Source organism: Mycobacterium sp. 852002-51057_SCH5723018 (assembly GCF_001667035.1).
Lineage (GTDB): Bacteria > Actinomycetota > Actinomycetes > Mycobacteriales > Mycobacteriaceae > Mycobacterium.
The window spans coordinates 43,495-66,218 of sequence record NZ_LZIR01000123.1; the positions used below are offsets into that span (position 1 = coordinate 43,495).

The following is a 22,724-nucleotide window of genomic DNA, read 5'->3' on the forward strand; positions in this document are numbered from 1 at the left end:
CTCCCGCCGCCGACACCGCGGGGATCGACCACGCCAGCCGGTCGCGTTCTTGACCTAGCTCCCGGCGAGCAACTTGACAGCGCACCCGATATCAAGTTTTCGATTCGCGTGACAACTCGCTGGTGGTGCTGAAGTGGCCGGCGTGGCCGTGGACCGCTACAAGCCCTTCGGTGCGTCGCGGACCGCCTGGATCGCCGCCGCGTCGCCGTCGATCTCGACCCGCGCCTCCCGCCCGACGGAGAACAACAGCAGTTCCTCGGGCGCGCCGGTCACCACGACCGTCGGGCCGCGACCCGCGGTCAGCACCGTCTTGCCCTCCGGGATGCGCAAGGCCACCCGCCCGGGGACTTTGGCCAGCGTCACCCGGGCCATCAGCGACAGCGTGCGCCGCAGCGCCCGACACAGCCCCTGTTCGAGCACCCGCGGCTCCCAGCCCGGCTGCGCGCGGCGCACGTCCTCATGGTGGATGAACATCTCGGCGACATTGGCCACCGGGTCGAGCAGTTTGAACGGCGAGTAGACGGGCGGACCGGACGCGAGCTTGTCCACCAGCGCGTCCCAGTCCGTCTGCTCGGCCACCTCGTCTTGCACCTTGGCGGTATGCGAGGCAAAGAAGGGAATCATGATTCCCGGCGCGGCGTCGGGGCGGTATTCCCGGATCACCAGGTGGGCGGCTAGGTCTCGGGTCTTCCACCCTTCGCACAGGGTGGGCGCGTCGGGCCCGACCTCGCGCAGGGTCTCGACCAGGGCGGCGCGTTCGCGTTGAGCAACGGACACCTAATATCCCTTCAGCTACGTCGGCTAAATTCAAATGATATGTGGTCGAAGGACGTCTCATGAATGCACGTGTCGAGCAGTTGGAGTTCCAGGCGGAGGCCCGGCAGCTGCTGGATTTAATGGTTCACTCGGTCTACTCCAACAAGGACTCGTTTCTGCGGGAGTTGATCTCCAACGCCTCTGATGCGCTGGACAAGGTGCGGCTGGAAGCGTTCCGCAACAAAGACCTCGACGTTGACACCTCCGATCTGCACATCGAGATCGAGGCCGACAAGGACGCGCGAACCCTGACGATCCGCGACAACGGCATCGGCATGACGCGCGACGAGGTGGTGGACCTGATCGGCACGCTGGCCAAGTCGGGCACCGCCGAGCTGCGCCAGCAGCTGCGTGAGGCCAAGAACCTAAAAAACACAGCAGCCTCGGAGGAGCTGATCGGCCAGTTCGGCATCGGTTTCTATTCGGTCTTCATGGTCGCCGACAAGGTCGAGCTGCTGACGCGCAAGGCCGGCGAGAGCGAAGCCACGCGGTGGGAATCGAGCGGCGACGGCACCTACACCATCGAATCCATCGACTCATCAGATGGTGGGGCTCCCCAGGGAACCTCGGTCACCCTGCACCTCAAGCCCGAAGACGCCGAGAACGAGCTGCACGACTACACCGCGGAATGGAAGATCAGGCACCTGGTCAAGAGGTACTCCGACTTCATCGCCTGGCCCATCCGAATGGAGGTGGAGCGCCAGCAACCACCCGCCTCGGGCGAAGAAGACGAGGGCGGCGAGGAAACCGTCACCGTCGAGACCGAGACCCTCAACTCGATGAAGGCGCTGTGGGCGCGGCCCAAAGATGAGGTCTCCGACGAGGAATACAAGGAGTTCTACAAGCACATCGCGCACGCCTGGGACGAGCCGCTCGAGGTCATCGCCATGAAGGCCGAGGGCACCTTCGAGTACCAAGCCCTGCTGTTCATCCCGTCCCAGGCACCGTTTGACCTGTTCGACCGCGACGCCAAAATCGGCGTGCAGCTCTATGTCAAGCGCGTGTTCATCATGGGCGACTGCGACCAGCTGCTGCCCAGATACCTGCGCTTCGTCAAGGGCGTGGTCGATGCGCAAGACCTGTCGCTCAACGTGTCGCGGGAAATCCTGCAGCAAGACCGGCAGATCAACGCGATTCGCCGGCGTCTCACCAAGAAGGTCCTGTCGACGATCAAGGATCTGCAAACCGAACGCCCGGAGGATTACCTCAAGTTCTGGCGGCAATTCGGCAAGGTCCTCAAGGAGGGCCTGATGCTGGACTACGACAACCAGGAGGCGCTGTTACGGGTTTCCTCGTTCACCTCGACCCACAGCGACGACGAATTGACCACGCTTGCCGGGTACGTCGAACGCATGAAAGACGGTCAGGAGCAGATCTTCTACGCCACCGGCGAATCGCCGCAGCAACTCCTGAAGTCCCCGCACCTCGAAGCGTTCAAGGCCAAGGGCTACGAGGTCGTGCTGCTCACCGACCCCGTCGATGAGATCTGGGTGGGATCGGTGACCGAGTTCGACGGCAAGCCGCTGCAGTCGGTGGCGAAGGGTGAGGTCGACCTGGGTTCCGACGAGGACACAAGCGAGGCTGAACGCGAGGAGCAGCAGAAGGAGTTCGCCGACCTGCTGGCCTGGCTGAAGGAGACCTTGGGCGATCACGTCAAGGAGGTGCGGCTGTCCAACCGGCTCACCGAGTCGCCGGCCTGCCTGATCACCGACGCCTTCGGGATCACGCCTGCGTTGGCCCGCCTCTACCGGGCATCGGGTCAGGACGTTCCGGTCGACAAGCGGATCCTGGAAATCAACCCCAAACATCCGCTCATCACCGGCCTGCGGGACGCGCAGAAGAACGCGGCCGACGATGCGGCGCTCACCGGGGTCACCGAAACCGCCGAGTTGCTCTATGGCACAGCGCTTCTGGCCGAAGGGGGAGCGCTCGACGATCCGGCCCGATTCGCCGAGCTGCTCGCCGACCGCTTAACGCGCACGGTGTAGGCGGCGTTTCCGCTCGCGGCACTAGTCAGCCGGCTATTAATGCGATTGAATGCGTGCTGGAAGGGATATTCACTCGCATGGCCAAATTCCGGATCGTCGACCCACATGGCGGTGTGGTGGCGACCAAGAATTTCGACAGCGCGGAGGCCGCGCACGCGTGGTTTACGGCCTCGATCGGCAGCTCGGAGCTCGGTTGGCGCATGGAGGTCGACGACGACGGGCAGTGGGCCTTCTTCGACGACACCGAGGGCTTCACCGCCCCGGTCAGCCACCATCCGGCACCGGTCGCGCGGCACCGGCAGCGGCGTTAGGCGAGTGGCGGGCCCAATATTTCGCAGCCGAACCGCGCGGCAAGCTCATGGATTTTGTCGGCGGGAGTGTTTTTAACCTCGTAGACAATTTGCTCAAAGCCGCCAGGAGTAATGATGGCCAGCAGTCGACTCTCGGCCTGAGCGATGTTCCTCCAGCTGTGCGGCGAATTGCGCGGGACCCTGATGCATGCCCCGGGGGTCGCGTCAAAGACCTTGTCGCCGACGGCAATTCGATATTCACCGGCGATCACCAGTAAGTGCTCCTCTTCATTGCGATGCAGGTGGGTCGGCACCGCGCAACCCGGCTCGGCCGCCGACTCGATGATGGCGTAAGCGCCGTCCGTGACGCGACTGTCGACGCGGACCGCTTGGCGCTCTCCCGGCGCCGCGGCAAACCAGGTGTCGCCGTGGCCTCGTTCTCCGGCGGTGGGCACAGCTAAGCCTGGGCGTCTTCGGCAAGGAAGCGGTGGATCAGGTCGCCGGTGTCGAGCAGGTGCTTGGTGACCAGCGCCTGGGCTGTGGCGACGTCGCCGCGGCGCACGGCCTTGAGCAGTGCCATGTGCTCCCGGTCCGACTCCCGCTTGTACGACGGTAGGCCCAGCTTGAGCCGCAGGTAGCGTTCCCCACGTTCGTGCAGCATCCCGATCATCGCCAGGAGTTGGGGTCGCGCGGCGGGCTCATAGAGGCTCTGGTGAAAAGCCTCGTTGCGGGCCACGTAGAGCGACGGCTCGGTTTCGGCCGACGCCGCCTTGCACAGCGCTTCCGCGTGCCGCAGCGACTCCGGCGTGTGAGCGGGGATCGCCCGCGCGATCGCCAGACTCTCGAGCGCGGCGCGGATCTCGTAGATCTCACGCGCCTCGCCGGCAGACAACGGCGCAACGGTGGCGCCCTTGTTCATCTCGACTTTGGCCCACCCCTCGCTCTCCAGCTGGCGCAGGGCCTCGCGGACGGGGATCGCGCTGACGGCGAAGTGCCGCGCGATGGCGTCTTGACGCAGCGGCGTGCCGGGTGCGAGCGTTCCGTCGACGATCGCCGCGCGCAACGCATTCGCGATCAGCCGCGGCGTGCTGCCACGTTCGGCGAGCGACAGCGCGGCGGGTAACGCACCCAGCGCATTGTCCGAGGGAGAGTGACCTGTTACGCTCATCACTATATTATATACAATGTGACGCGGGACGAACGCCAAGCTTGGCGCTTACGGGATATCAGCGGTCGTTCCGCAGTGTCACCGGAGGACACCAGATGACTTCAACGACCGAACGGCCCGATGTCGGGAGGCGTCGCACGCCGCTCAATCGTTCACAGATCGCCGGATTCTGGGGCGCCTGGACGGGCTGGACGCTCGACGGGATGGATTCGTTCATCTACGCGCTGGTGCTCACGCCCGCGCTGACCGAGCTGCTGCCGCGTTCGGGTTTCGCCGCGACGCCGAGCAATGTCGGTCTCTCGGGGTCGATCCTTTTTGCCCTATTTCTGGTGGGCTGGGGCCTGTCGTTCATCTGGGGTCCGATTGCCGACCGCTTCGGGCGGACCAAGGTGCTGGCCGCCACGATCTTCACGTTCGCGATCTTCACCGGGCTGTCTGCCGCGGCGCAAAACGTCTGGGAGCTGGCCGCGTTCCGCTTCATCGCGGGTGTGGGTATCGGCGGGGAGTGGGCACTCGCGGGGACTTACGTGGCGGAGGCATGGCCGGAGGACCGGCGCAAGATGGGGGCCGGCTACCTGCAGACCGGCTACTACGCCGGCTTCTTTCTGGCGGCGGCACTCAACTACACGATCGGCGTCCATTTTGGTTGGCGAGCAATGTTTTTGACCGGCGCCGTGCCAGTCGTCGTCGCCATTCTGATCCTGACCCGGGTCAAGGAAACCGAGAAGTGGGAGAAGCTCGAGCCCGACCCCGCGGTCCGCACCAAGCCGCTGCGCGAGATTCTCGGGCCGCGCTACCGGCGCCGTACCTGGGTGGCGTGTGCGCTACTGACCATCGCGATCGTGGGTTTGTGGGCGGGCGCAGTTTACGAACCCACGGCCGTCATTCAGTTGGCGCAGCACGCCGGTTTCGACAAGAGCGGCGCGACTAAAACCGCGTCGTGGGCCACCGCGCTGTTGTCTGTCGGCACCATCCTGGGTTGTCTGCTGGTGCCGGTGCTCTCGGAGCGCATAGGACGCAGAAAGACGCTCGCGATTTACTTTGGCGGGATGGCGATTTCGATCGCCGGCAGCTTCGGCTGGGCGTTTTATTTGCCCAACGGACTCGCGCCTTTCATCGCGTGGTTATTCGTACTCGGCTTCTTCGGCGGCAACTTCGCGATCTTCAGCCTGTGGTTGCCCGAGCAGTTCGAAACCCGAGTGCGCGCGACGGCGTTTGCGTTCTCCACGTCGTTCGGCCGTTTCGTCGGCGCCGGCGTGAACTTCCTGCTGGGTGCGGCGGTCCTGCACACGCACACGCTGGGTCTGCCCGTGGCGCTGACCGCGGTCGCGTTCGTGATCGGGCTCTTCGTCATTCCCTTCGCCCCCGAAACCCGGGGCGAGGCGCTCCCTCAATAGTGGACGCGCGCATCGATGACCTTGGTGCCGCCCGAACGGAGGTGTTATGGAACGCGATTCAATGATTGAGCTGTGGGAACAGCACACCCACTACGAGTTTGAACGCAGGGATGCCGATCTCACGGTCTCGACAATGGTGGCCGATGCGAGTGTGATGCACCTTCCCACGATGAGTGGTGGGTTCGGCCGCGACAATCTTCGGTCGTTTTACCGAGATGTGTTCATCCCGGCGATTCCTGCCGACACGACCAGCGAGCTCATCGCGCGCTCGGTCGGCGACGACTTTCTGGTTGAGGAAGCGATCCTGCGGATGACGCACGACCGCGAGATACCCTTCCTGGCGCCGGGCGTCGCGCCCACCGGGGCGACCCTCGAAATGCCCTTCGCAGTGGTCGTTACGTTTCGGGACGGCCTCATGCGAAGCGAACGGCTCTATTGGGATCAGGCGACAGTGCTGCGCCAGCTCGGCCTGATACCCGAAAATGGCTTGCCGCTCGCTCAGTTGTCCGACATCACCACGTTTCTCCGGCAGAAGGTCGCTGACTAGCAGACTCAGCAGCGGCCTCAGTGGCACACCTCGCAGGCGATGCCGTCGCCGTCGCGATCCAGTGGCGCCCGGTAACCCGGCTGGCTTGCTGACGATTACAGAACTAACACCCTGACGCATCCGTCAGGCAAGAGGTGACTTTCGGACGATGGCGTTTGCGGCGACGGCGGGAGGCTTGCCGGCGCGAACATCGAGGATGCATTGTGCGGCCGCGCTTTCGATCTGGCGGCGGACATCGGAGACGGCCGAACCAAGGTGAGGGGTGAACAGCGTGCGGTCGCTTGTGAGCAGGCCGGCCGGAATCTCTCGCGGTCGGGACCGATCCGACCTGTCCTCGAAGGCGAAGACGTCGGCCGCATAGCCGCCCAGTCGCCCCGCGGCCAGCGCGTCGGCGACGGCGTTTTCGTCGACCACCGAACCGCGACCCACGTTAACCAACAGCGCCCCGTCGGGAAGCCGTCGCAACGCGTCCGGCCCGATGAGGTGGCGGGTCTGGGCGGTGAGCGGCGCCGTCAGCACGACGGCGGTGCAGCACTCCAGAAGGATTTCCAGCGGCACGGACCGCACCCCCAACTCCTGCTCGGCGGCGACCGGCAGCGAATCGGGGTCGGTATAAAGCAGTTTCGCGTCGAACGCGAGCAGCCGGCGGGCGACTGCGCGGCCCAGAGCGCCCATCCCAATGATTCCGACCTGTTTGCCCGCCAGTCCGCCGCCGTAGAGTTCGGGGCGCCATCCTCGATGCCGGCCCGAGCGAACGCAGGTGTCGCCGGCCAGTACGCGGCGGTCCAGCGCGATCAACAGCCCGACCGCGAGATCCGCGGTGGGCGCCGTGAGCAGGTCCTCGACGTAGCTGACCCACACTCCACGGGCGGTGCACGCCGCGACGTCGATGTTGTCGTAGCCCTTGAGCGCTCCGGCGACGATCGACAACCTGGGGCTGTGTCGCAGCAACTCCTCGTCGACGCGGTCGGGCATGAAAACCAGCAACGCGTCCGCATCGCGACATCTGGTGAGTAGTTCGCTTCGGGTGAGGCTATCGGGTGTCTGGTTGGCGATGACCTCGCACGATCGGCCCAGCAGGTCAAGCACCTCCGGGTGGACCCGATGCGTGATGACGACGCGAAAGGGCAGTGAGGGAGCCGAATTCACAGGGATCGCCTGCGCAGCCAGCCACCGATGCCGTCCACGATGGTGACCGTGGCCAAGATGACGACCATGATCGCCGCCACCTGCCGGTAGTCCAAAACCCGTAGCGCGGCGATCAGTTCAAAGCCGATCCCGCCCGCACCAACCAGCCCCAGGACCGTCGATGCCCGAAAGTTGTACTCCCAGCGGTAAATCGACACGTCAGCCAATTGTGATACCACTTGGGGGAGCACGCCGTACACGATGACCTGTGCCGGCCGTGCCCCTGCGGCGCGCGCGGCCTCTATCGGTAGGGGGCTGGCACGTTCGATGGCTTCGGCGAAGAACTTGGCCACCATGCCAACCGAGTGCAGTCCGAGCGCCAGCACACCCGGCAGCGCCCCGAAACCCACCGCGGCCACGAACACGATGCCCATGATCAGATCGGGTACCGCCCGAAGCCCGTTGAGGATCGCCCTCGCCGCGTAGTACAGCAGGGGATGCGGAGTGGTGTTGCGCGCCGCGGCGAGTCCGATGGGAATAGAGAGGGTTACGGCCAGGGCCGTGCCGGCGACGCTCATCGCCAGGGTGTCGACCATCGGCATCACCCAGGACCCGGCGCGGCTGAAGTCCGGCGGCCACATCTCGCCGAGCAGGGAGAACAGGGCGGGGATCCCCTCGCTCAGCCGACGGGCGTCCAACAGCCCGACGTAGGCGCAGCAACCGAGGACCACCGCGGCAATGGCCGCCGCCCACAGGATCATGCGGATGCGCCGGCGCTCTTCCAGGCGCGCGATCGCCGCATAGCCCGGGTCCACGTCTCCAGGGTTGTGCCGGCTTCGCCGCGTCACCGCCGTCACTTGCTCAGCTTGGACAGGTCCAGCCCCAGCTGGGAACTCAGCGCGCGGACCGCGTCGTAGTCCGCGTCGCTTACCCGGGCGAACCCGGCCGCCTTGAACGGCTTGAGCACCGCCGGATCGGTAAGCGTGAGAAAGGCATTCACGATGGCGGCCTTGAGCCCCGCATCGAGATCGCTTCGCATGGTCCAGGGGTAATTCGGGTATGGCTTGGACTCGGCCACACTATGAACTTTTGCCGAGTCGATCTTGCCGTCTTGAACCAGCCTTTCGAAGATCGGCTTACTGATGCCCCCTCCCGCGGCGTTGCCGTTCTGTACGGCGAAGGCGACCGCGTCGTGAGCCCCGACGAATTGTTCCTGGTAGTTCTGTCCGGCTCGTAACCCTTGATCTGCCAGCATCGATTTCGGGATCAGGTGACTCGACGTGCTCGCCGGATCGCCGTAGGCCACTGTTTTCCCGTTCAGGTCGGCAATGGCGTTGATGTTCTGGCCGACATTGCCGATTACCAAGGCCTGGTAGACCGGCGGCCCGCCGGCCTGCTCGACTAAAGCCGCGAACGGCTCCACGTCGGGATCTTTCGACCTCGCCAGCACGTATGACAATGGCCCGAAGTAGGCCAGCTCCAGCCGGCCCCGCCGCATCGCCTCGATCATCGACGAGTAATCCGTGGTGACCACCAATTCGATCTGCTTGCCGAGCTTGGACTGCAGGTAGTTCTTCAGCGGCTGGTTGTTTTGGATCACCGTCGTGGCATTCTCGTCGGGCAGCAACGCGACGCGCAGCAACGACGGGTTCGACGTCGTCTGGCCATGCGAGCTCCAACAGGCGACGAGAACGAACGCCAGCAAGGTGGTCAACAAGATACGGGCGGCCTTCATCGGGATTCCTTCGTCGTCGGGACCGTCGGGCGGGTGTCACTGTGTCGGCGATAGATTCGGTCGATCTGCGCGGCGTCGATGCGGCTGGGTGGTTCGTCGACCACCAGCCGACCCGCCGACAAACCGACGATGCGATCGGCGAACCGCCGGGCAAGCTCGACCTGGTGCAGGCTGACGACGGCGGTGATTCCGTCCTCCCGGCAAATCTCGCGCAGCAGACTCAGAACGGTGAGCGCCGATTCCGGGTCAAGGCTGGCCACAGGTTCGTCGGCGAGGACTATGTCGGGTTCTTGGGTCAGCGCCCGGGCGATCCCGACCCGCTGCTGCTCGCCGCCGCTCAGCCGATCCGCGCGCACCATGGCCTTGGTCAACAAGCCCACTCGGTCGAGGGCCGCCAACGCGCGATAGGTCTCTTCGCGGTTGTTCCGGAATAGCCCGTGCAGCAAGCTGGTGGAGGCCACGGAGCCGAGCAGCGCGTTGCGCAACGCGGTGTGGCGACCGATCAATTGATGTTGTTGGAAGATCATCCCGGTACGCCGCCGGTGGGCCCGAATCCTGGAACTGCTGTCGAGTGGCCCGACCCCGGCCACCTCGATCAGTCCGCTGGTCGGGCAGACGAGATGATTCATGGATCGCAACAGGGTCGACTTGCCCGCCCCCGAAGGGCCCAGCAAGACCGTGAAGCTGCCCGCTTCGAACCGGATACTCAGTGGATGCAACGCGGTCGTGGCGTCGTAGCGGACGCTGACGTCGTATAGCTGGATCACAGTCTTTCCAGAGCCCTCCGATAACGCCGCATAGTGATCCGTGACGCCGAACCCGCCGTCTTGCCTCACGCTACTCAAAGCGTCGGCTCAAAACACGCTGATGCATAAAGGATTTCGCTGACCGGATGGGTCAGTGCCGCGTTAGGCAAGTGCCCGCAAATCGTTCATTTGGTGATCGCCTGGTGGCAGTCTGAAGGAAAGTTTCGGGGCGTAACGGGCACCCGCTCGCGCCGGCTGCAGCGGGGCTCTAGTGGCTGAGCTGAATGGCCTTGACGACCAGGAGCAGCGCGCCGACGACCAGATAGGTGCGCAGGGCGATCATGCCCAGTCGGGTGCCAGGCGACCAGGTGACCGGCTCGAGCAGTGTCAGTGGGGGCATGCGCCAGTTGCTGCGGTCGACGGGACGCGCCGGCGGTGGTGCGGTCGGTGGCGCGGGTTGGCGGCGGGCCATCCAGCGCAGGGCGGGCATCGCGGCGGCGGCGAGTATGACGAGGGCCAGGGCCAGGTAGCCGGCGACCGCCACGACGTTGATGCCAGGGAACAGGGTGGTGGCCATCAGGATTCCCGACAGCAGCAGCAGGGTACCGACGATCAGCCCGGCAACCCAATTGAGCCAGGGACGATTGATCCAGGGCCCCAACACTTCCCGGTCGTTGCACAGCAGCAGCAAAAACACGCTGGCGCTGGGCAGGAGCAGGCCGGCCAGGGCCTGCACCGCGGTGGTGATCAAGCCGAGCGGGGCGCCGGGGATGAGGACGATGCCGGCGGCCAGCACCACCATTGCGGTGTAAGACAGGTAGAACTGCTTGGCGTCTTTGAACCCGCGGTGCAGCGAATGCTTGAGCCCGAAGACGTCGCCGAAGGCGTAGCTGGTGGCCAACGTGACCGCGGCGGCACCGATGATCGAGGCGTCCATCAACACGACGGCAAAAAACGAACCGAGCGTCGCGCTGTGCTGGCCCAACAGGTGCGCGACGTCGCCGGCGTCGGTGAACTTTCCCACGGTGCCGGTGGAGCGAGCCGCCCACTCGCCGGTCATCACCAGCGCTGCCGCGCCGACGATCACGACGAAGGCGCCCAGGACGGTGTCGGCGCGCTCGTAGGCCATGAACCGCGGGGTGATGCGTTTGTCGACGACGTTGGACTGCTGGAAAAACAGCTGCCAGGGCGCGACGGTGGTGCCGACGATGGCGATGATCAGCAACACCGCGTCGGAGCTCACGCCGCCCCAAATGCTTGGCACCACAAACGACTTCGCCGCGTGCGCCCACTGCGGGTGTGACATCAGCAGCATCGGGATCTGCAACAGGGTAATGGCGATGAAGATGAACATCGCCCGCTCCCAGCGCCGGAAGCTGCCGCTGGCCATGATCGCGACCAGTGCGACCGCCGAGATCGGCACCACCACGTATCGGGAGATGCCGATGTAGTCGGCGGCCAAGGTGATGCCGATGAACTCGGTGACGATGGTCAGGAAGTTGAGCAGAAAGAGATCGCCGACGGAAAACCAGCCCCAGCCGCGGCCGAAGCGTTCGTTGATCAACCGGGCGTGCCCGACGCCGGTGACAGCGCCGAGCCGAACCACCATTTCCTGGTTGACGATCAACACCGGGATGAGCAGCAGCAGCACCCACAGCAGGGAGTAGCCGTAGTTCTGGCCGGCCTGGGCGTAGGTGGCCACCCCACCGGCGTCGTTGTCGCCGACCATCACGATGATGCCCGGACCGACGATGGCCAGCAGGGTCAGCAGCCGGATCTTCCAGGTCCTGGGGTTGTCGATCTCGCTCAGTTTGATGCGCCCGAACGCACCCTCGATGTCGCCGAGATGCGCGGTGTCGAGCACCGCGCTGCGCGCCACCGGCCCGGCACCGTCCGCTGGCACCGGGTTGCTGGTCTTGTCGGCGCTCGAGGTCACGTCGCCTCTCCTCCAGGGACGGACGAGTGGCGGTCGCCCTCGGTCGGCGTGACGTCACGGACCGGACGCGGGGCGGGTTCGCGGCGGCGCCAGTCCTCGGGAATCGTCGCCTCCAGCACGTCGTCGACGGTGACCACCCCAAGCACCCGGTCCTGCTCGTCGACCACGGGAATCGAGTAGAGGTTGAAGTCGGCCATCAACAGCGCGATGTCGGTGAGGTCGGCGTCGGCGGTGACGCACACCGGGTCGGAATCCATCAGCGCCGCAACACTTTCACTTGGCTCGGTCTGCAACAGGGCGATCACCGACACCACACCGGCGAGGTGTTTTTCCTCGTCGAGAACGTGCACCTTGATGAGCGCCTCCGGCTGGACGGAGCGCGCGCCCGCGATCAGCGCTAATGCCGAGCCCGCCGTTGCGGTCGCGGCGCAGGAAACGAAGTCGACGTTCATCAACCCGCCGGCGCTTTCGGGGTTGAACCCCATCAGCGTGATCACCTTGGTGCGCTGCGGGGCGGGCATCAGGTCCAGCACGCGACGACGTCGTGATTGACGCAGGTCTGCGATCGCGTCGGCCGCGTCGTCGGCCCGCATCCGACCCAGCAGCGCGGCGACCTCGTCGTCGGGCATGTCATCGAGTAGGCGGCTGGCCTTCTCGGGGTCCAACTCCTCGAATACGTCGGCTTCCAATTCCGGGTCGCTGTGGACCCGGTCGAGGATCTCGCCGCCCTCGGCCTTGTCGGCCTCCTCGAGGAGATCGGCGATCTCGGCGGCCTTGAACTCGCCGAACCGGTCCGACAGGCGCCGCACGGCGTCGGAGCGGGCGTGGCCGATGAGCGGTTCGAACGACTTCCAATCGCGCGCGGCGTGACCGCCGGAATGCTTGATCAGACCGAATAATCGTGGTGGGCGGCGAGTGTCGAGCCGCGCCGCCACCCATCCGCCACCGGTGTCTTCCAGCTCGACGTCGTAGGCGCGGAGCAATTCAACGGCGGCCACATCGATCAAACGGTGCCCAAGAACGTCGGCGCGCAACAGCACCTCACCGTCACGTCGCTCGAAACCGCGGAGGTCAACTTTATTCTTGGCCAACACAATCCGCTCCTGGCCGAACTCGTCGATCGATTTAATGCCGACGAATACCTGCCGGCCGCCGACACCCGCCACGATCCCGGTCACCGGCGGATAGTCGTCGGCGTCCCGCAACCGCACGATCACGTCCTCGACGCGGCCTACAGCCTCACCGGAGCGGGCCAGCACCGGCGCGCGGAGTAGCTGGGAGAGATGGATCACCGGCAGTCCCTCGTCGGGCGCCTTGTCTGCTGTGCTCACTTGTCCCTCCTCAACTCGGTTTCACCGAACACCGCGAACAGGTTGTCCGAGACCGTGTGTCGCGATGCCAGGTGCGAGTACGGCGTCAACCACGTTCGGTGATGGCGCAAGTATGGTGGCTTGACCGGCTCGGCCGCCAGAGCTTACGCCGCCAGCGCCGCGAGTGGCTACGGCCACCGGGTAAACGGCGACCGGCCGTTCGGCGACACGCGCCTGCTGAGAGACTTCGGTGTGTCCGAAATTGGGTTCATCTCGGTGGCGCCGATCATCCCCGTGCGGGACCTCGACGTCGCCCTTGACCGTTACCGCCGGCTCGGGTTCGACGCCCGGGGCTACGAAGGTCCGGAGCGCTACGGGTTTGTCGACCGCGGGCCCGTCTCGCTCCACCTCACCGAATGGGCCGAGCACGACCCGCTGCGCACGGCCGCCAGCGTGTATCTGTACGTCAGCGACGCTGACGCGCTGCATGCCGAATGGGAGGCACTGGAGAACCTCGAGGGCCGGCTGGTCGCGCCGCACGACACGCCTTACGGACTAAGGGAATTCGCCTATGTGGACCCCGACGGCACCCTGCACCGCATCGGGTCGCGGACCGGTTGATTTCGCCAGACGCTAAGCCCTGCTTGCGTTTACGGCGCGGAGCTGCGCGAGGTGCGCCATTTGCTCGGGATTGCGTGCACCGCTCATAAGTGCCTTAGCGGTTCGCAGCACAGTAGCAGGGAGGAACAGCCGCGTCGGTGCTTCGAGCATCCACGCCACGCGAAGGAATTCTTGTGCAACTACAGGATCTGTCTCGGTGGCGGTAAGTAGCCCGGCTAGGTAAGCGTTGGTTATCCGTGTGCTCATCGATCGACGGCCCGGCACCTGCGGCAGCGCCAAATCCGAACCGACCGTCATCCGCCAGGCCACCTGAATTTTGTCGGCACATTGCTGGAAGAACCGCTGCGGCAAATTGAAACCACGCCGGCGCACGCAGTCACGGAGGATCTCGGTTTCGATCGCTGCGATGGTCATGCCCTGCCCGTAGATCGGATTGAAGCTGCAGACGGCATCACCGATGACCAACAGGCCGTCCGGCGTGGGCGCAACCTTGTCGTAGCGCCGCCACCGGCTCGATGGGATCCGGTAGTGCGACACTTCTCCGAGTGGCTCAGCCGCACGCGCAGCCGCGACCGCGTGGCGTGGTGCGAACTCGGCAATGAAGTCGAGCAATGCGGCACGGTCCGCCGGTGGATCCTGGCCCCCGACGGTACCTCCGAGCACCATATAGGTGTCGTTCTCACAGGCGGACATCGCAAAGGTCGTTGGTCGTGATGGAACGGGATGAATCATCAGGACGAGTTCGCGCAGCATTCCGCGCGGAATACGCACGGGCAGGGTGGCGTAGGCGATGTGGGCCTTGACCTCGTCCACTGGTGGGGGCCGGTATCCGAGCTCGCCCAGAAGCGTCGGCATCCGTGACCCCCGGCCGGAGGCATCAACAATGAGATCCGCAGCCACCCACCTCTTGATACCGCCACCGCGCCGCAGCCGGACCCCGGTCACGCGGCGCCGACCGTCGTCGGCCGTCAGACTGACGACGTTATGCTCCTCGAGAAACTTCACATTGGGCAGGCGGCTGACTTCGCGGCGCACACTGGACTCGAGCAGCGGCCGGCTGAGGTGGTAGTGGACCAAGGAAGCTGGGTCCGGTATGGCCGACGACCGGATCAACAAGTGTCCGCCGAATGTCGACCAGAATCTCGATAAGTCGCCGTCACTCCACTTCACCGCGCCGTCGGCGACCAACCGATCGAACAAGCCGGGAAAGAGCTCGTCGATGATCTCGACTCCTCTGCCCAGGAGGGCATGCGGATGTTTTCCTTGCGGAACGCCCCGGCGGTTCGCCGGGTTGGGAGGCAGGGCGTCGCGCTCGACCACGGTGACCGTGCGGTAGAAGTCTGCGAGAACTCGGGCAGCAAGCAGACCCCCGATGCTGGCACCGAGGACAACGGCCCTCTCACGTTGCGGCGGCAATATCTCTCTTTCGCTCCTCGTCGGATCTAGGCCGCAGCCAAAGTCCGGCGCACCTGACCGTCTCGGGCATTGAGACCGGTTGCGCGCGCGGCCAATTAACCGGGAAGAATGCACTAGCGCTTTGCCGCGCATGAGCCCTTGCGCGTGGCCCGCGCGGATAGAGGTTCATAGTTTGCGCAGCCCACGAAGGATCTTCGCGAAAGGAACGCTCGCGGCCGCGCCTCGGTGCAGGCTGGGCTGGATCGCGCTGATGTTGGCGATCACCGGATATCGCAGGCCGTGGTCACGCCATTCGGCGACTTGCCCGATGACGTCTTTGGGTGTCCCGGTGAGGAGCATCTCTCTAAGTAGCGACGGCGGCACCTCAGCCGTCATGGACAGCACGCTCTCTTCATCCAGCGTCTGCGCGAGAAGGTCCCGTACGCCGGTGAAGTCGTCACCAAGTGGATGGCTCGCCCCGTGACGGGCCCACGACTCGGCGGAAGCGTTGAGCGCGAAGGCTTTCATTGCGGGCCAGCTCAAGGCTTCGTCTACTTCGTCTCGGCTGAGGCCGGTCATGACCATGAAAAAGCCCGCGGCGGTAATGGACATTGGGTCCCGTCCAGCGTCCGAAGCTGCAGCCCGGACCTTCTCAAGGCCGGCGGCGTAGTCCTTGGGCCTGCATGTCATGCAAGCGGGAAACCACCCATCTGCGTAGCGCCCGGTTGTCCGCAGCATGCGTGGCCGGTGGGCGCCGACCCAGATCTCCGGACGCGTGCCCCGGTACGGCGGCAACCCGAACGTGGCGTTGCGCAGCGGGAAGAAGGGTGAATCACGGTTGATCAGTTCACCGCCAGAGTTCCACAGCGCGCGAATGGTCACTAGCGCTTCTTCGAACCTTGCGACCGGGTTTGACCAGTCCACGCCGTAGGGTTCGTTGCTTCCGCGTGCTCCGGCACCTATCCCGAGGATCGCTCGTCCCTTGGTAAGCAAATGCAGGGTGGCGGCAGCTTGAGCGGTGACCGCGGGATTGCGGCGGCCTGCATCGGTCACTCCAATCCCAAGTCGACGCCGTCCCAACCGGTTTCGGCCGACCAAGTGCCCCAGCACCGTCCAGGGGTCGTAATGCGCATCGGCGATGGGGACGAGCCGCGCGGTCCCGACATACTTCGACGTCATTACCGAGGGTGGGAAGACCGAATTGATATGGTCGGGGAGCCAGAAGGAATCCGTCCGGTTGGCGACCGCGTTGAGATAACCGGCGCTCACCAACGCATTTGGTGAGTAGCGGGTATGCAGCGGCTGTTCGATCAGACCAATTTTGAGCATGGCTAGGCGCTTTCCTTTGATTGCTCGTCGGGCTGCTGCCTTGGATCTGGCGCTGAACGGCTTTCGATCGCACCAGTGCCTAGGGCCCTTTCCGTTGGTGCTTTCCCGGCGAGGGTGCGCTTGCGTGACGTCTTGATCACCCGAACAACCGTGGAAGGGCGCAGCATCCGAGAGGGAGGATCAAGCAAGTTGAGCGTCCGCATGAATTGCTGGAGCACAAAGGGATCGGTTTCTGCTGCGGTAAGAACCCGTTCCAGGTAAGCGTTACCTATGCGTATGGATGCCGTCCGCTTTCCGTCTATCTGAGGCAAAGCCAAGTCCGAGCTCACCGCCGCCCGCCACGCAACACGAATGTCGTTGACGGAGTGGCGGAAGAATCGCCGCGTTAGGTTTCGGCCGCCTTGCTGCAAACAGTCTCGCAGGATGAGCGCTTCGATCGCCGCGACGGACATGCCCTGTCCGTATAGGGGATTGAAGTTGCATAGCGCGTCCCCGATAACGATGAGGCCGTCGGGCATGCGCGTCAACTTGTCGTATCGGCGCCACCGGTTGGAGGGAAACCGGTAGTGGGTGATATCTGCGAGTGGTTCCGCGCGTTTGGCGGCAGCCAGCACATGTGGGGGCGCCATCTCGGTCAGGCAGTCCAGCAGGGCGGCGTAGTCCGCGGGCGCCTGCTGCCCTGCCACCGTTTGGACCGCGAGCATGTAGGTGTCGTTTTGACCGGCGAACATCGCGTACCCACGCGGTCGGTCGGGTTGTGGGGCAGAAAAGGCGATGTATTCGTGCAAGGTCCCAGGCGGCAGGCGGACCGGCAGCCCGGCGTAGGTGACGTGCACGGTTAGCGTGTCTTCGCGTGGGCGACGATAACCGAGGTCATCGAGGAATACCGGTGCGCGTGAGCCGCGCCCGGTCGCGTCCACAACAAGCTCGGCGGACAATCCAGTTTGGGCGCCAGAGTCGCGGCGCGCCACCACAACACCAGTCACGCGGTCGCGTTCGGCGGCCAATCTCACCGCATCCTGGCCCTGGACGATCTTTACGTTGGGAATCGCGCTTACCCTGCGACGCAGGCTCCACTCGAGAAACGGGCGGTGTACGAAGTACATGGCTGAGGACTCAGGGTCGGGGAGTTTGCCCGATCGAAGCAACTGGTGCCCATTGAACGACACGCAAAGCCGTGACAAGTCACCGTCATTCCAGACCCGTGCCCCGTCGGCGGCCAGCTCGTCGAGGAAGCCGGGGAACAGCTCACCCATAATCTGTACTCCGCGGGTCGCCGGATTGTGGGGGAGCATGCCTTGCGGCACTCCGCGCCGGCTGATCGGCTTGTCGGGTAGTACGTCACGCTCGACTACGGTTACGGTGCTGTAGAAGTCAGCCAGCACCCGGGCAGCCAGTAACCCGCTTATGCTTGCACCCAAAACGACTGCGGTACTGCCATATTCAAGCCGGGTCATCTAAATCCTCTGTTATCTTGCGGTCGTACCCCTGCGGCTACTGCGCGGCGCCGTCTCAGTGGATACGGCGGTACCTCACTCGGGGTGATCAGGATCGTGCAGATCCAGCTCAAAGATCGATCGCTAGTTCGAGAACGGCGACGAGCCGATTCCGACGGCGGCGTTCTCCTCCCGCGTGCCCCACACGTAGCCGTAGTACTTGACAGATGTCTGGACGAAATGTGCGGATTGTTCGGCGGTACGCCGCCTCAGCGATCCCTCGACCGGGGTGCCGATCTCGAGGAAAAACCAGCGGAGCTGCGGCGTGGTGATGGCGAGGTCGACCGCCGGTTCATCGGTGACGTCGCGGTGGGCGCGCATGACATTGCCGGGAATGCGCACGTGGTCTCCGCCGGACGCAGTGCGCCATTCCAGGTTGTTTCCGTCGGCGATCAGGACTTCCTGCTGTCCAGAAAGGATGTAGAAGGCCAGCCCGTCTCGCCAATTCAAGAATTCGACCGTCACACCGAAGACGTCGAACGTCGGGCCCGGCGGCATGTCAGCCACTTGAGGAAAGACCGCGCTGAAATCGACTTCAGTCGATGTGCGGTGCCCGTTAATGCGGCGGTCAAACGGCTGCACGTCATCTGCGGTGGTGCTTCGCACGGCGCGTCTCCTCGGGTCGAATCGCATCAATCCGACTATCCGACGCGGCGAGGCCAAGATCATCGGTCAAAATGCGTACGAATCGCCGGCGAGAAGTCGCAAATACATGACAGGTGTGACGAGGGTCATCGACTGGTTTCCGAACGCCGAGCGATGCGGCCGATTGATTGCCGAACGCCCAGCGATGCCGGCTACCTGGCCTAATAGCATTCCGTACGCGATGGTTCACAGCACCCATACGCGGTTGCTGGATGGGGATGTACGCTGTTGGGCTGATGTTCGATAGTCGGTAATGCCTGGATGCTGGCGGGCATGGGAGATATCGAACGACGGGCGGCCGCGCGGTCGTTGGAGTGGAGCGTTCTTGGGGTGAATGGATTGGTTCCGACCGGAACCGTGACGCTGTTGCTGGCAGATGTCGAGGCGTCTACCCGGTTATGGGATTCTGTCCCAGGCGAAATGACGGCCGCAATCGCCGCGCTCGATCACACGCTTTCGGAATTGACCGCGGTGCATCGCGGGGTGCGTCCGATCGAGCAGGGCGAGGGCGACAGCTTCGTGGTGGCATTCGCCCGGCCCAGCGATGCGATCGCATGCGCGTTGGAATTGCAGCGGGCGGCGCTTGCGCCGATCCGGTTGCGAATCGGCGTGCATACCGGCGAGGTGCAGCTCCGCGATGAAGCCAACTACATCGGAACCACCATCAACCGGGCGGGGCGCTTACGTGAATTGGCGCATGGCGGGCAAACGGTGCTTTCGGGCACCACGGCAGATCTGGTTATCGATCGTCTCCCCGCCGACACTTGGCTGACCGATCTAGGCAGGCATTACCTGCGCGGTTTGACCCGGCCTGAACGGGTGGTGCAGCTGTGTCACCCTGACTTGCACAATCAATTCCCGCCCTTGCGCATGGCCAGCGGCGCTGTGGCCCATAATCTTCCGTTGCAGCTCAGCAGCTTCATAGGACGGGTGGAAGAACTCAGCAACTTACGGCGACTGCTGGCCAGCAATCGGCTTGTCACGCTCACCGGCGCGGGGGGCATAGGCAAAACACGCCTGGCCCAACAACTTTCCGCTCGCCCGGGTACGGAATTCGGCGACGGGGTGTGGTATGTCGATCTAGCACCGATCGGCAGTGCCGAGCTCGTGGCGAGCACGGTCGCCCGAACGCTGGGTCTGGGTGATCAACCGGGCCGACCTGCCATAGACAAGCTCATTCACTTGATTGGCGGTCGTCATATGGTGATCGTTTTGGACAATTGCGAACATCTACTTGATGCCTGTGCGGCGCTCGCGGGTGCCTTGCTAGCGGGCTGCCCCAGGCTGACGCTGCTCGATACCAGTCGTGAGCCCCTTGGCATGCCCGGCGAGGTCATCTGGAGGGTGTCGTCGTTGCCGATCGCCGACGACGCCGTCGAGTTGTTCGCCGACCGTGCGCGGCTGGCCCGTCCGGATTTTCGGATCACCGACGACAACGTCGGGACCGTGACGGAGATCTGCCAGCGCCTCGATGGGATGCCGTTGGCCATCGAGCTCGCTGCTGCCCGGGTGCGTACGTTGTCACTCGCCGAAATCCTCGACGGACTGCGTGACCGCTTCTGTCTGTTAACCGGCGGTGCGCGCACGGCGGCCGTGCGTCAGCAGACGCTGCGTGCCTCCGTGTGCTGGTCTCACGCGCTGCTCACAGAGCCCGAACGTGTCTTGTTCCGCCGACTGGCAGTCTTTGCTGGCGGGTTCGACTTGGATGCCGCCCAAGTGGTTGCCGGCTGTGACGAGCTCGAGGATCAGAACGTCGGAGAGCTGCTGAGCCTGCTCGTCGATAAGTCGCTTGCGCTGGCCGAGGATCACAGGGGCCGAACACGTTACCGGCTCTTGGAGACCGCGCGTCAGTACGCGCAAGAAAAGCTGGACGATGCGGGTGAGGAAGAGACGATCAGGACCCGCCATTGCGGGCATTACACCTCGGTCGCGGCAATGTTCGACACCGTGACGCCCGCAGAGCTCGAGCGGCACGCAGAGCGCGCCGAAATTGAAATCGACAATCTGCGCGCTGCTTTCGGCTGGGCCGTGGACAGAGCTGACGCCGAGGCGGCCCTGGCCCTCGCCTCATTCCTGCAACCGTTGTGGTGGCGGCGGGGCATGGTTCGGGAAGGTGGCGCATGGTATGACGTTGCCCTCGAGTGTGCCGATGCGATGGGCGCGCATGTCGCGTCGGCGGCGCGGGTACGAGCACTCGCCGACCGCGCGATGCTGACTGCCGCGGTTGGAGACCCCGGGAGCGAGGACGCGGTAGCGGAGGCCCTCGCGCTGGCACGCGAGATCGGCGAGCCGGCACTCTTACTCCGGGCGTTGAGCGCATGGTGTGCTGCCTCGGCGTACGATCCACGGGCCGACGAGGAATCTTTTGCCGAGACGATCAATCTCGCACGATCCCAACAGGATATGACGACGTTGAGTCAGCTCTTGCACTTCCAGGCATGGGCGGCACTCCGCCGGGGAGATCCTATGGCGATGCGTCTGGCGGCCGAAGAGGGGCGCGATATCGCGCGGGCGATCGGCGATCCGTTCAGCGCACGCCGTTGCGATTTCCAGGTCGGGATGTCGCAGCTGTTCAGCGGCGATCTCGACGGAGCTCTTCAACGGTTCGATGAAGTCATTGCCGACGCCGACGCGTATCGTGACCCGATCTTCGGCATGGGTGGCCGTTTCGGCCGGACCATGGTGCTCGCATTTCAGGGACAAACCACCGCGGCCAGCGTCACCGCCGCAGCTGTCGTCGAACAAGCGGCCGAGCTGAGCGATTCTCTATCGGGCTTTGCCTATGCGGGGCTGGCCTTGGCCGCCCTCGCGGCCGGCGACGTTGCAGGCGCAGCCAAGGCCAGTGAGATCGTGCGGCTGTGCATACGGCGGGAACTCCTCAGCGTGTACTGGAATCCGGTGCCTGAGATTGCGTTGGCCCGTGGTGACCTAGCAGCGGCTCGCGGTGCGGCCGACGATGCGGTTGCCATGACAACCGGATCGCATGCCATGGCGCTGACAACGCGTGCGCGCATCGCAGCGGCACAAGGTGAGTTCGAACAAGCCGAGCACGACGCGCATGCGGTACTCACCTGCGCGGCTACCATGAATGCCTCTTTGGGTGTTCCCGCTGTCCTTGATTGCCTGGCTGGGGTGGCGGGCCAGCTTGGCAGCTATCGGCGGGCGGCACGGTTGTTTGGCTGCGCCCAAGGGGCCAGAGACCGAACCGGCCTGGTCCGGTTTCGGATTTACGAGCCCGCGTACCAGGCGTCGTTGAAAGCAGTTCGTGAGGCGTTGGGCGACACTGATTTTGAAGCCATCTGGGCTCAGGGTGCCGCCATGTCTACCGCGGAGGCGATTGCCTACGCGCAGCGAGGACATGGTAAACGTAAGCGGCCCTCCAGCGGCTGGGCCTCTCTGACGCCGGCGGAGCGCGAGGTTGTCCGGCTAGTAGGCGATGGACTTTCGAACAAGGATGTCGCCGCTAAGCTGTTTGTTTCGCCACGTACCGTGCAAACCCACCTCACTCGTATATTCCGCAAGCTGGGCATCTCCTCACGCGTTCAGCTCGCCCAGGAAGCTGCGCGACACCCCTGAGGGTTCACCAGATGTGCAGCTGTACGTGGGCGACGCCGACGCCCTGCATGCCGGATGGGAAGCGGTGGAGAACCTCGAAGGCCCGACTGGTCGCGCCGCGCGACATACCGTACCCCTCTAGCTGTTGCGCCTGATCTTGAGCGCGGTGGTGATCGTCGGAACCTGCAGCGGCAGACGGGTCAGCGCGGCGATGCGCATGGGTAAGGGCTTGCCCCACCACAACCGGACCATGTTGACGTTGGCGGGGAACACACCGATGAACAGCAGCACGGCGGCCAGCGCCGCCCGACGCCGGGTACGTCGCGGCACCAGCAACGCTCCGATGGCGATCTCGGCCGCTCCTGACGCATAGGTATAGAGCCGCGCGTCTCCGGGCAGCTCGGCGGGGACGATCGTGTCGAAGGGTTTGGGCGCCAGGAAGTGGATGGTGCCGGTGCCCATCAGCATTGCGGCGACCCGGTAGGCGGCCTGCCGGGTCACGTCACGTCCGGCGAGGGGTGTGGTGGTCATCGACACATTGTGTCGCACAGGCCGGGAAGGGGAGCGTCGAACGCTCCCCTTTCGGCCCGGTGACAGCGGGAGACGATGCGGCACTTGGCAT

Annotated in this window: 20 protein-coding genes and 1 pseudogene; 6 read left to right on the forward strand and 15 right to left on the reverse strand. The window is 64.7% G+C overall.

Going from position 1 to position 22,724, the window contains the following annotated elements; genetic code table 11:
- Window positions 1-156: 156 nt before the first annotated feature.
- A complete protein-coding gene (locus A5764_RS24675) occupies window positions 157-777 on the reverse strand; it encodes a TIGR03085 family metal-binding protein (RefSeq protein ID WP_067118645.1) in 621 nt (206 codons plus the stop codon).
- Between the two features lie 59 nt (window positions 778-836).
- Here A5764_RS24675 and htpG point away from each other — a divergent pair, with 59 nt between their 5' ends.
- Both htpG and A5764_RS24685 read left to right on the forward strand, forming a co-directional pair.
- Window positions 837-2,804 carry a molecular chaperone HtpG gene (htpG, locus tag A5764_RS24680; RefSeq protein WP_067118648.1) on the forward strand — a complete coding sequence of 656 codons (1,968 nt, stop codon included), beginning with the start codon at window positions 837-839 and terminating at the stop codon, window positions 2,802-2,804.
- A gap of 77 nt (window positions 2,805-2,881) precedes the next feature.
- Window positions 2,882-3,115 carry a hypothetical protein gene (locus tag A5764_RS24685; protein ID WP_067118651.1) on the forward strand — a complete coding sequence of 78 codons (234 nt, stop codon included), beginning with the start codon at window positions 2,882-2,884 and terminating at the stop codon, window positions 3,113-3,115.
- On the opposite strand, the gene A5764_RS24690 is transcribed toward A5764_RS24685, so the two are convergent.
- Together A5764_RS24690 and A5764_RS24695 are read right to left on the reverse strand one after the other, a co-directional pair.
- Window positions 3,112-3,549 carry a cupin domain-containing protein gene (locus A5764_RS24690; RefSeq protein ID WP_067118656.1) on the reverse strand — a complete coding sequence of 146 codons (438 nt, stop codon included), beginning with the start codon at window positions 3,547-3,549 and terminating at the stop codon, window positions 3,112-3,114. The genes A5764_RS24685 and A5764_RS24690 overlap by 4 nt on opposite strands.
- 2 nt (window positions 3,550-3,551) lie before the next feature.
- The gene (locus tag A5764_RS24695; RefSeq protein ID WP_067118659.1) at window positions 3,552-4,262 is read right to left on the reverse strand and encodes a GntR family transcriptional regulator; all 711 of its coding nucleotides are present in this window, start codon (window positions 4,260-4,262) and stop codon (window positions 3,552-3,554) included.
- Between the two features lie 95 nt (window positions 4,263-4,357).
- On the opposite strand from A5764_RS24695, the gene A5764_RS24700 reads away from it, so the two are divergent.
- Together A5764_RS24700 and A5764_RS24705 are read left to right on the forward strand one after the other, a co-directional pair.
- Window positions 4,358-5,659, forward strand: coding sequence for an MFS transporter (locus A5764_RS24700; RefSeq protein ID WP_067118662.1), 1,302 nt, complete (start codon window positions 4,358-4,360; stop codon window positions 5,657-5,659).
- A gap of 46 nt (window positions 5,660-5,705) precedes the next feature.
- Window positions 5,706-6,206 (forward strand): ester cyclase, encoded by a 501-nt coding sequence (locus tag A5764_RS24705; protein ID WP_067118665.1) that lies wholly within the window; start codon window positions 5,706-5,708, stop codon window positions 6,204-6,206.
- Between the two features lie 17 nt (window positions 6,207-6,223).
- Here A5764_RS24705 and A5764_RS30175 read toward each other — a convergent pair.
- From A5764_RS30175 to A5764_RS24735, 7 genes and pseudogenes are all read right to left on the reverse strand, one after another.
- Window positions 6,224-6,292 (reverse strand): annotated as a pseudogene (locus A5764_RS30175) (excalibur calcium-binding domain-containing protein); the annotation flags it as partial.
- 37 nt (window positions 6,293-6,329) lie between these two features.
- The gene (locus A5764_RS24710) at window positions 6,330-7,355 is read right to left on the reverse strand and encodes a phosphonate dehydrogenase (protein WP_082951889.1); all 1,026 of its coding nucleotides are present in this window, start codon (window positions 7,353-7,355) and stop codon (window positions 6,330-6,332) included.
- A complete protein-coding gene (gene phnE / locus A5764_RS24715) occupies window positions 7,352-8,095 on the reverse strand; it encodes a phosphonate ABC transporter, permease protein PhnE (protein WP_067118942.1) in 744 nt (247 codons plus the stop codon). Before phnE ends, A5764_RS24710 begins: the two co-directional genes overlap by 4 nt.
- Window positions 8,096-8,187: 92 nt before the next feature.
- Window positions 8,188-9,069 carry a phosphate/phosphite/phosphonate ABC transporter substrate-binding protein gene (phnD, locus tag A5764_RS24720; RefSeq protein WP_067118668.1) on the reverse strand — a complete coding sequence of 294 codons (882 nt, stop codon included), beginning with the start codon at window positions 9,067-9,069 and terminating at the stop codon, window positions 8,188-8,190.
- Window positions 9,066-9,836 carry a phosphonate ABC transporter ATP-binding protein gene (gene phnC / locus A5764_RS24725; protein WP_067118671.1) on the reverse strand — a complete coding sequence of 257 codons (771 nt, stop codon included), beginning with the start codon at window positions 9,834-9,836 and terminating at the stop codon, window positions 9,066-9,068. Before phnC ends, phnD begins: the two co-directional genes overlap by 4 nt.
- A gap of 247 nt (window positions 9,837-10,083) precedes the next feature.
- The gene (locus tag A5764_RS24730; RefSeq protein WP_067118944.1) at window positions 10,084-11,718 is read right to left on the reverse strand and encodes an NRAMP family divalent metal transporter; all 1,635 of its coding nucleotides are present in this window, start codon (window positions 11,716-11,718) and stop codon (window positions 10,084-10,086) included.
- Window positions 11,719-11,747: 29 nt separating this feature from the next.
- Window positions 11,748-13,082 (reverse strand): magnesium transporter MgtE N-terminal domain-containing protein, encoded by a 1,335-nt coding sequence (locus A5764_RS24735; protein WP_067118674.1) that lies wholly within the window; start codon window positions 13,080-13,082, stop codon window positions 11,748-11,750.
- A gap of 231 nt (window positions 13,083-13,313) precedes the next feature.
- On the opposite strand from A5764_RS24735, the gene A5764_RS24740 reads away from it, so the two are divergent.
- Complete coding sequence (locus A5764_RS24740) at window positions 13,314-13,682, forward strand: VOC family protein (protein WP_067118947.1); 369 nt, start codon at window positions 13,314-13,316, stop codon at window positions 13,680-13,682.
- 12 nt (window positions 13,683-13,694) lie between these two features.
- On the opposite strand, the gene A5764_RS24745 is transcribed toward A5764_RS24740, so the two are convergent.
- From A5764_RS24745 to A5764_RS24760, 4 genes are all read right to left on the reverse strand, one after another.
- Entirely contained in the window at window positions 13,695-15,230 is a 1,536-nt protein-coding gene (locus A5764_RS24745; RefSeq protein ID WP_369807367.1) for an FAD-dependent oxidoreductase, read from the reverse strand.
- Between the two features lie 33 nt (window positions 15,231-15,263).
- Window positions 15,264-16,406, reverse strand: coding sequence for an LLM class flavin-dependent oxidoreductase (locus A5764_RS24750; RefSeq protein WP_067118680.1), 1,143 nt, complete (start codon window positions 16,404-16,406; stop codon window positions 15,264-15,266).
- A gap of 2 nt (window positions 16,407-16,408) precedes the next feature.
- Window positions 16,409-17,863 carry an NAD(P)/FAD-dependent oxidoreductase gene (locus A5764_RS24755; protein WP_067118683.1) on the reverse strand — a complete coding sequence of 485 codons (1,455 nt, stop codon included), beginning with the start codon at window positions 17,861-17,863 and terminating at the stop codon, window positions 16,409-16,411.
- Window positions 17,864-17,986: 123 nt separating this feature from the next.
- Window positions 17,987-18,409, reverse strand: coding sequence for a cupin (locus tag A5764_RS24760; RefSeq protein WP_156664858.1), 423 nt, complete (start codon window positions 18,407-18,409; stop codon window positions 17,987-17,989).
- 411 nt (window positions 18,410-18,820) lie between these two features.
- Here A5764_RS24760 and A5764_RS24765 point away from each other — a divergent pair, with 411 nt between their 5' ends.
- Window positions 18,821-22,123 carry a LuxR C-terminal-related transcriptional regulator gene (locus A5764_RS24765; protein ID WP_231989813.1) on the forward strand — a complete coding sequence of 1,101 codons (3,303 nt, stop codon included), beginning with the start codon at window positions 18,821-18,823 and terminating at the stop codon, window positions 22,121-22,123.
- Window positions 22,124-22,240: 117 nt separating this feature from the next.
- Here A5764_RS24765 and A5764_RS24770 read toward each other — a convergent pair whose 3' ends face one another.
- The gene (locus tag A5764_RS24770) at window positions 22,241-22,633 is read right to left on the reverse strand and encodes a hypothetical protein (protein ID WP_067118953.1); all 393 of its coding nucleotides are present in this window, start codon (window positions 22,631-22,633) and stop codon (window positions 22,241-22,243) included.
- Window positions 22,634-22,724: the final 91 nt, after the last annotated feature.

Excerpts from the sequence above, each read along its gene's own strand:
- htpG (WP_067118648.1), top strand. The coding sequence starts at position 837 with ATGAATGCACGTGTCGAGCAGTTGGAGTTCCAGGCGGAGGCCCGGCAG.
- A5764_RS24765 (WP_231989813.1), top strand. The coding sequence starts at position 18,821 with ATGGGAGATATCGAACGACGGGCGGCCGCGCGGTCGTTGGAGTGGAGC.
- A5764_RS24745 (WP_369807367.1), bottom strand. The coding sequence starts at position 15,230 with ATGCGCGGCAAAGCGCTAGTGCATTCTTCCCGGTTAATTGGCCGCGCG.
- phnD (WP_067118668.1), bottom strand. The coding sequence starts at position 9,069 with ATGAAGGCCGCCCGTATCTTGTTGACCACCTTGCTGGCGTTCGTTCTC.
- A5764_RS24750 (WP_067118680.1), bottom strand. The coding sequence starts at position 16,406 with ATGCTCAAAATTGGTCTGATCGAACAGCCGCTGCATACCCGCTACTCA.
- A5764_RS24755 (WP_067118683.1), bottom strand. The coding sequence starts at position 17,863 with ATGACCCGGCTTGAATATGGCAGTACCGCAGTCGTTTTGGGTGCAAGC.
- A5764_RS24685 (WP_067118651.1), top strand. The coding sequence starts at position 2,882 with ATGGCCAAATTCCGGATCGTCGACCCACATGGCGGTGTGGTGGCGACC.
- A5764_RS24700 (WP_067118662.1), top strand. The coding sequence starts at position 4,358 with ATGACTTCAACGACCGAACGGCCCGATGTCGGGAGGCGTCGCACGCCG.
- phnE (WP_067118942.1), bottom strand. The coding sequence starts at position 8,095 with ATGATCCTGTGGGCGGCGGCCATTGCCGCGGTGGTCCTCGGTTGCTGC.
- A5764_RS24705 (WP_067118665.1), top strand. The coding sequence starts at position 5,706 with ATGGAACGCGATTCAATGATTGAGCTGTGGGAACAGCACACCCACTAC.
- A5764_RS24770 (WP_067118953.1), bottom strand. The coding sequence starts at position 22,633 with ATGACCACCACACCCCTCGCCGGACGTGACGTGACCCGGCAGGCCGCC.
- A5764_RS24695 (WP_067118659.1), bottom strand. The coding sequence starts at position 4,262 with ATGAGCGTAACAGGTCACTCTCCCTCGGACAATGCGCTGGGTGCGTTA.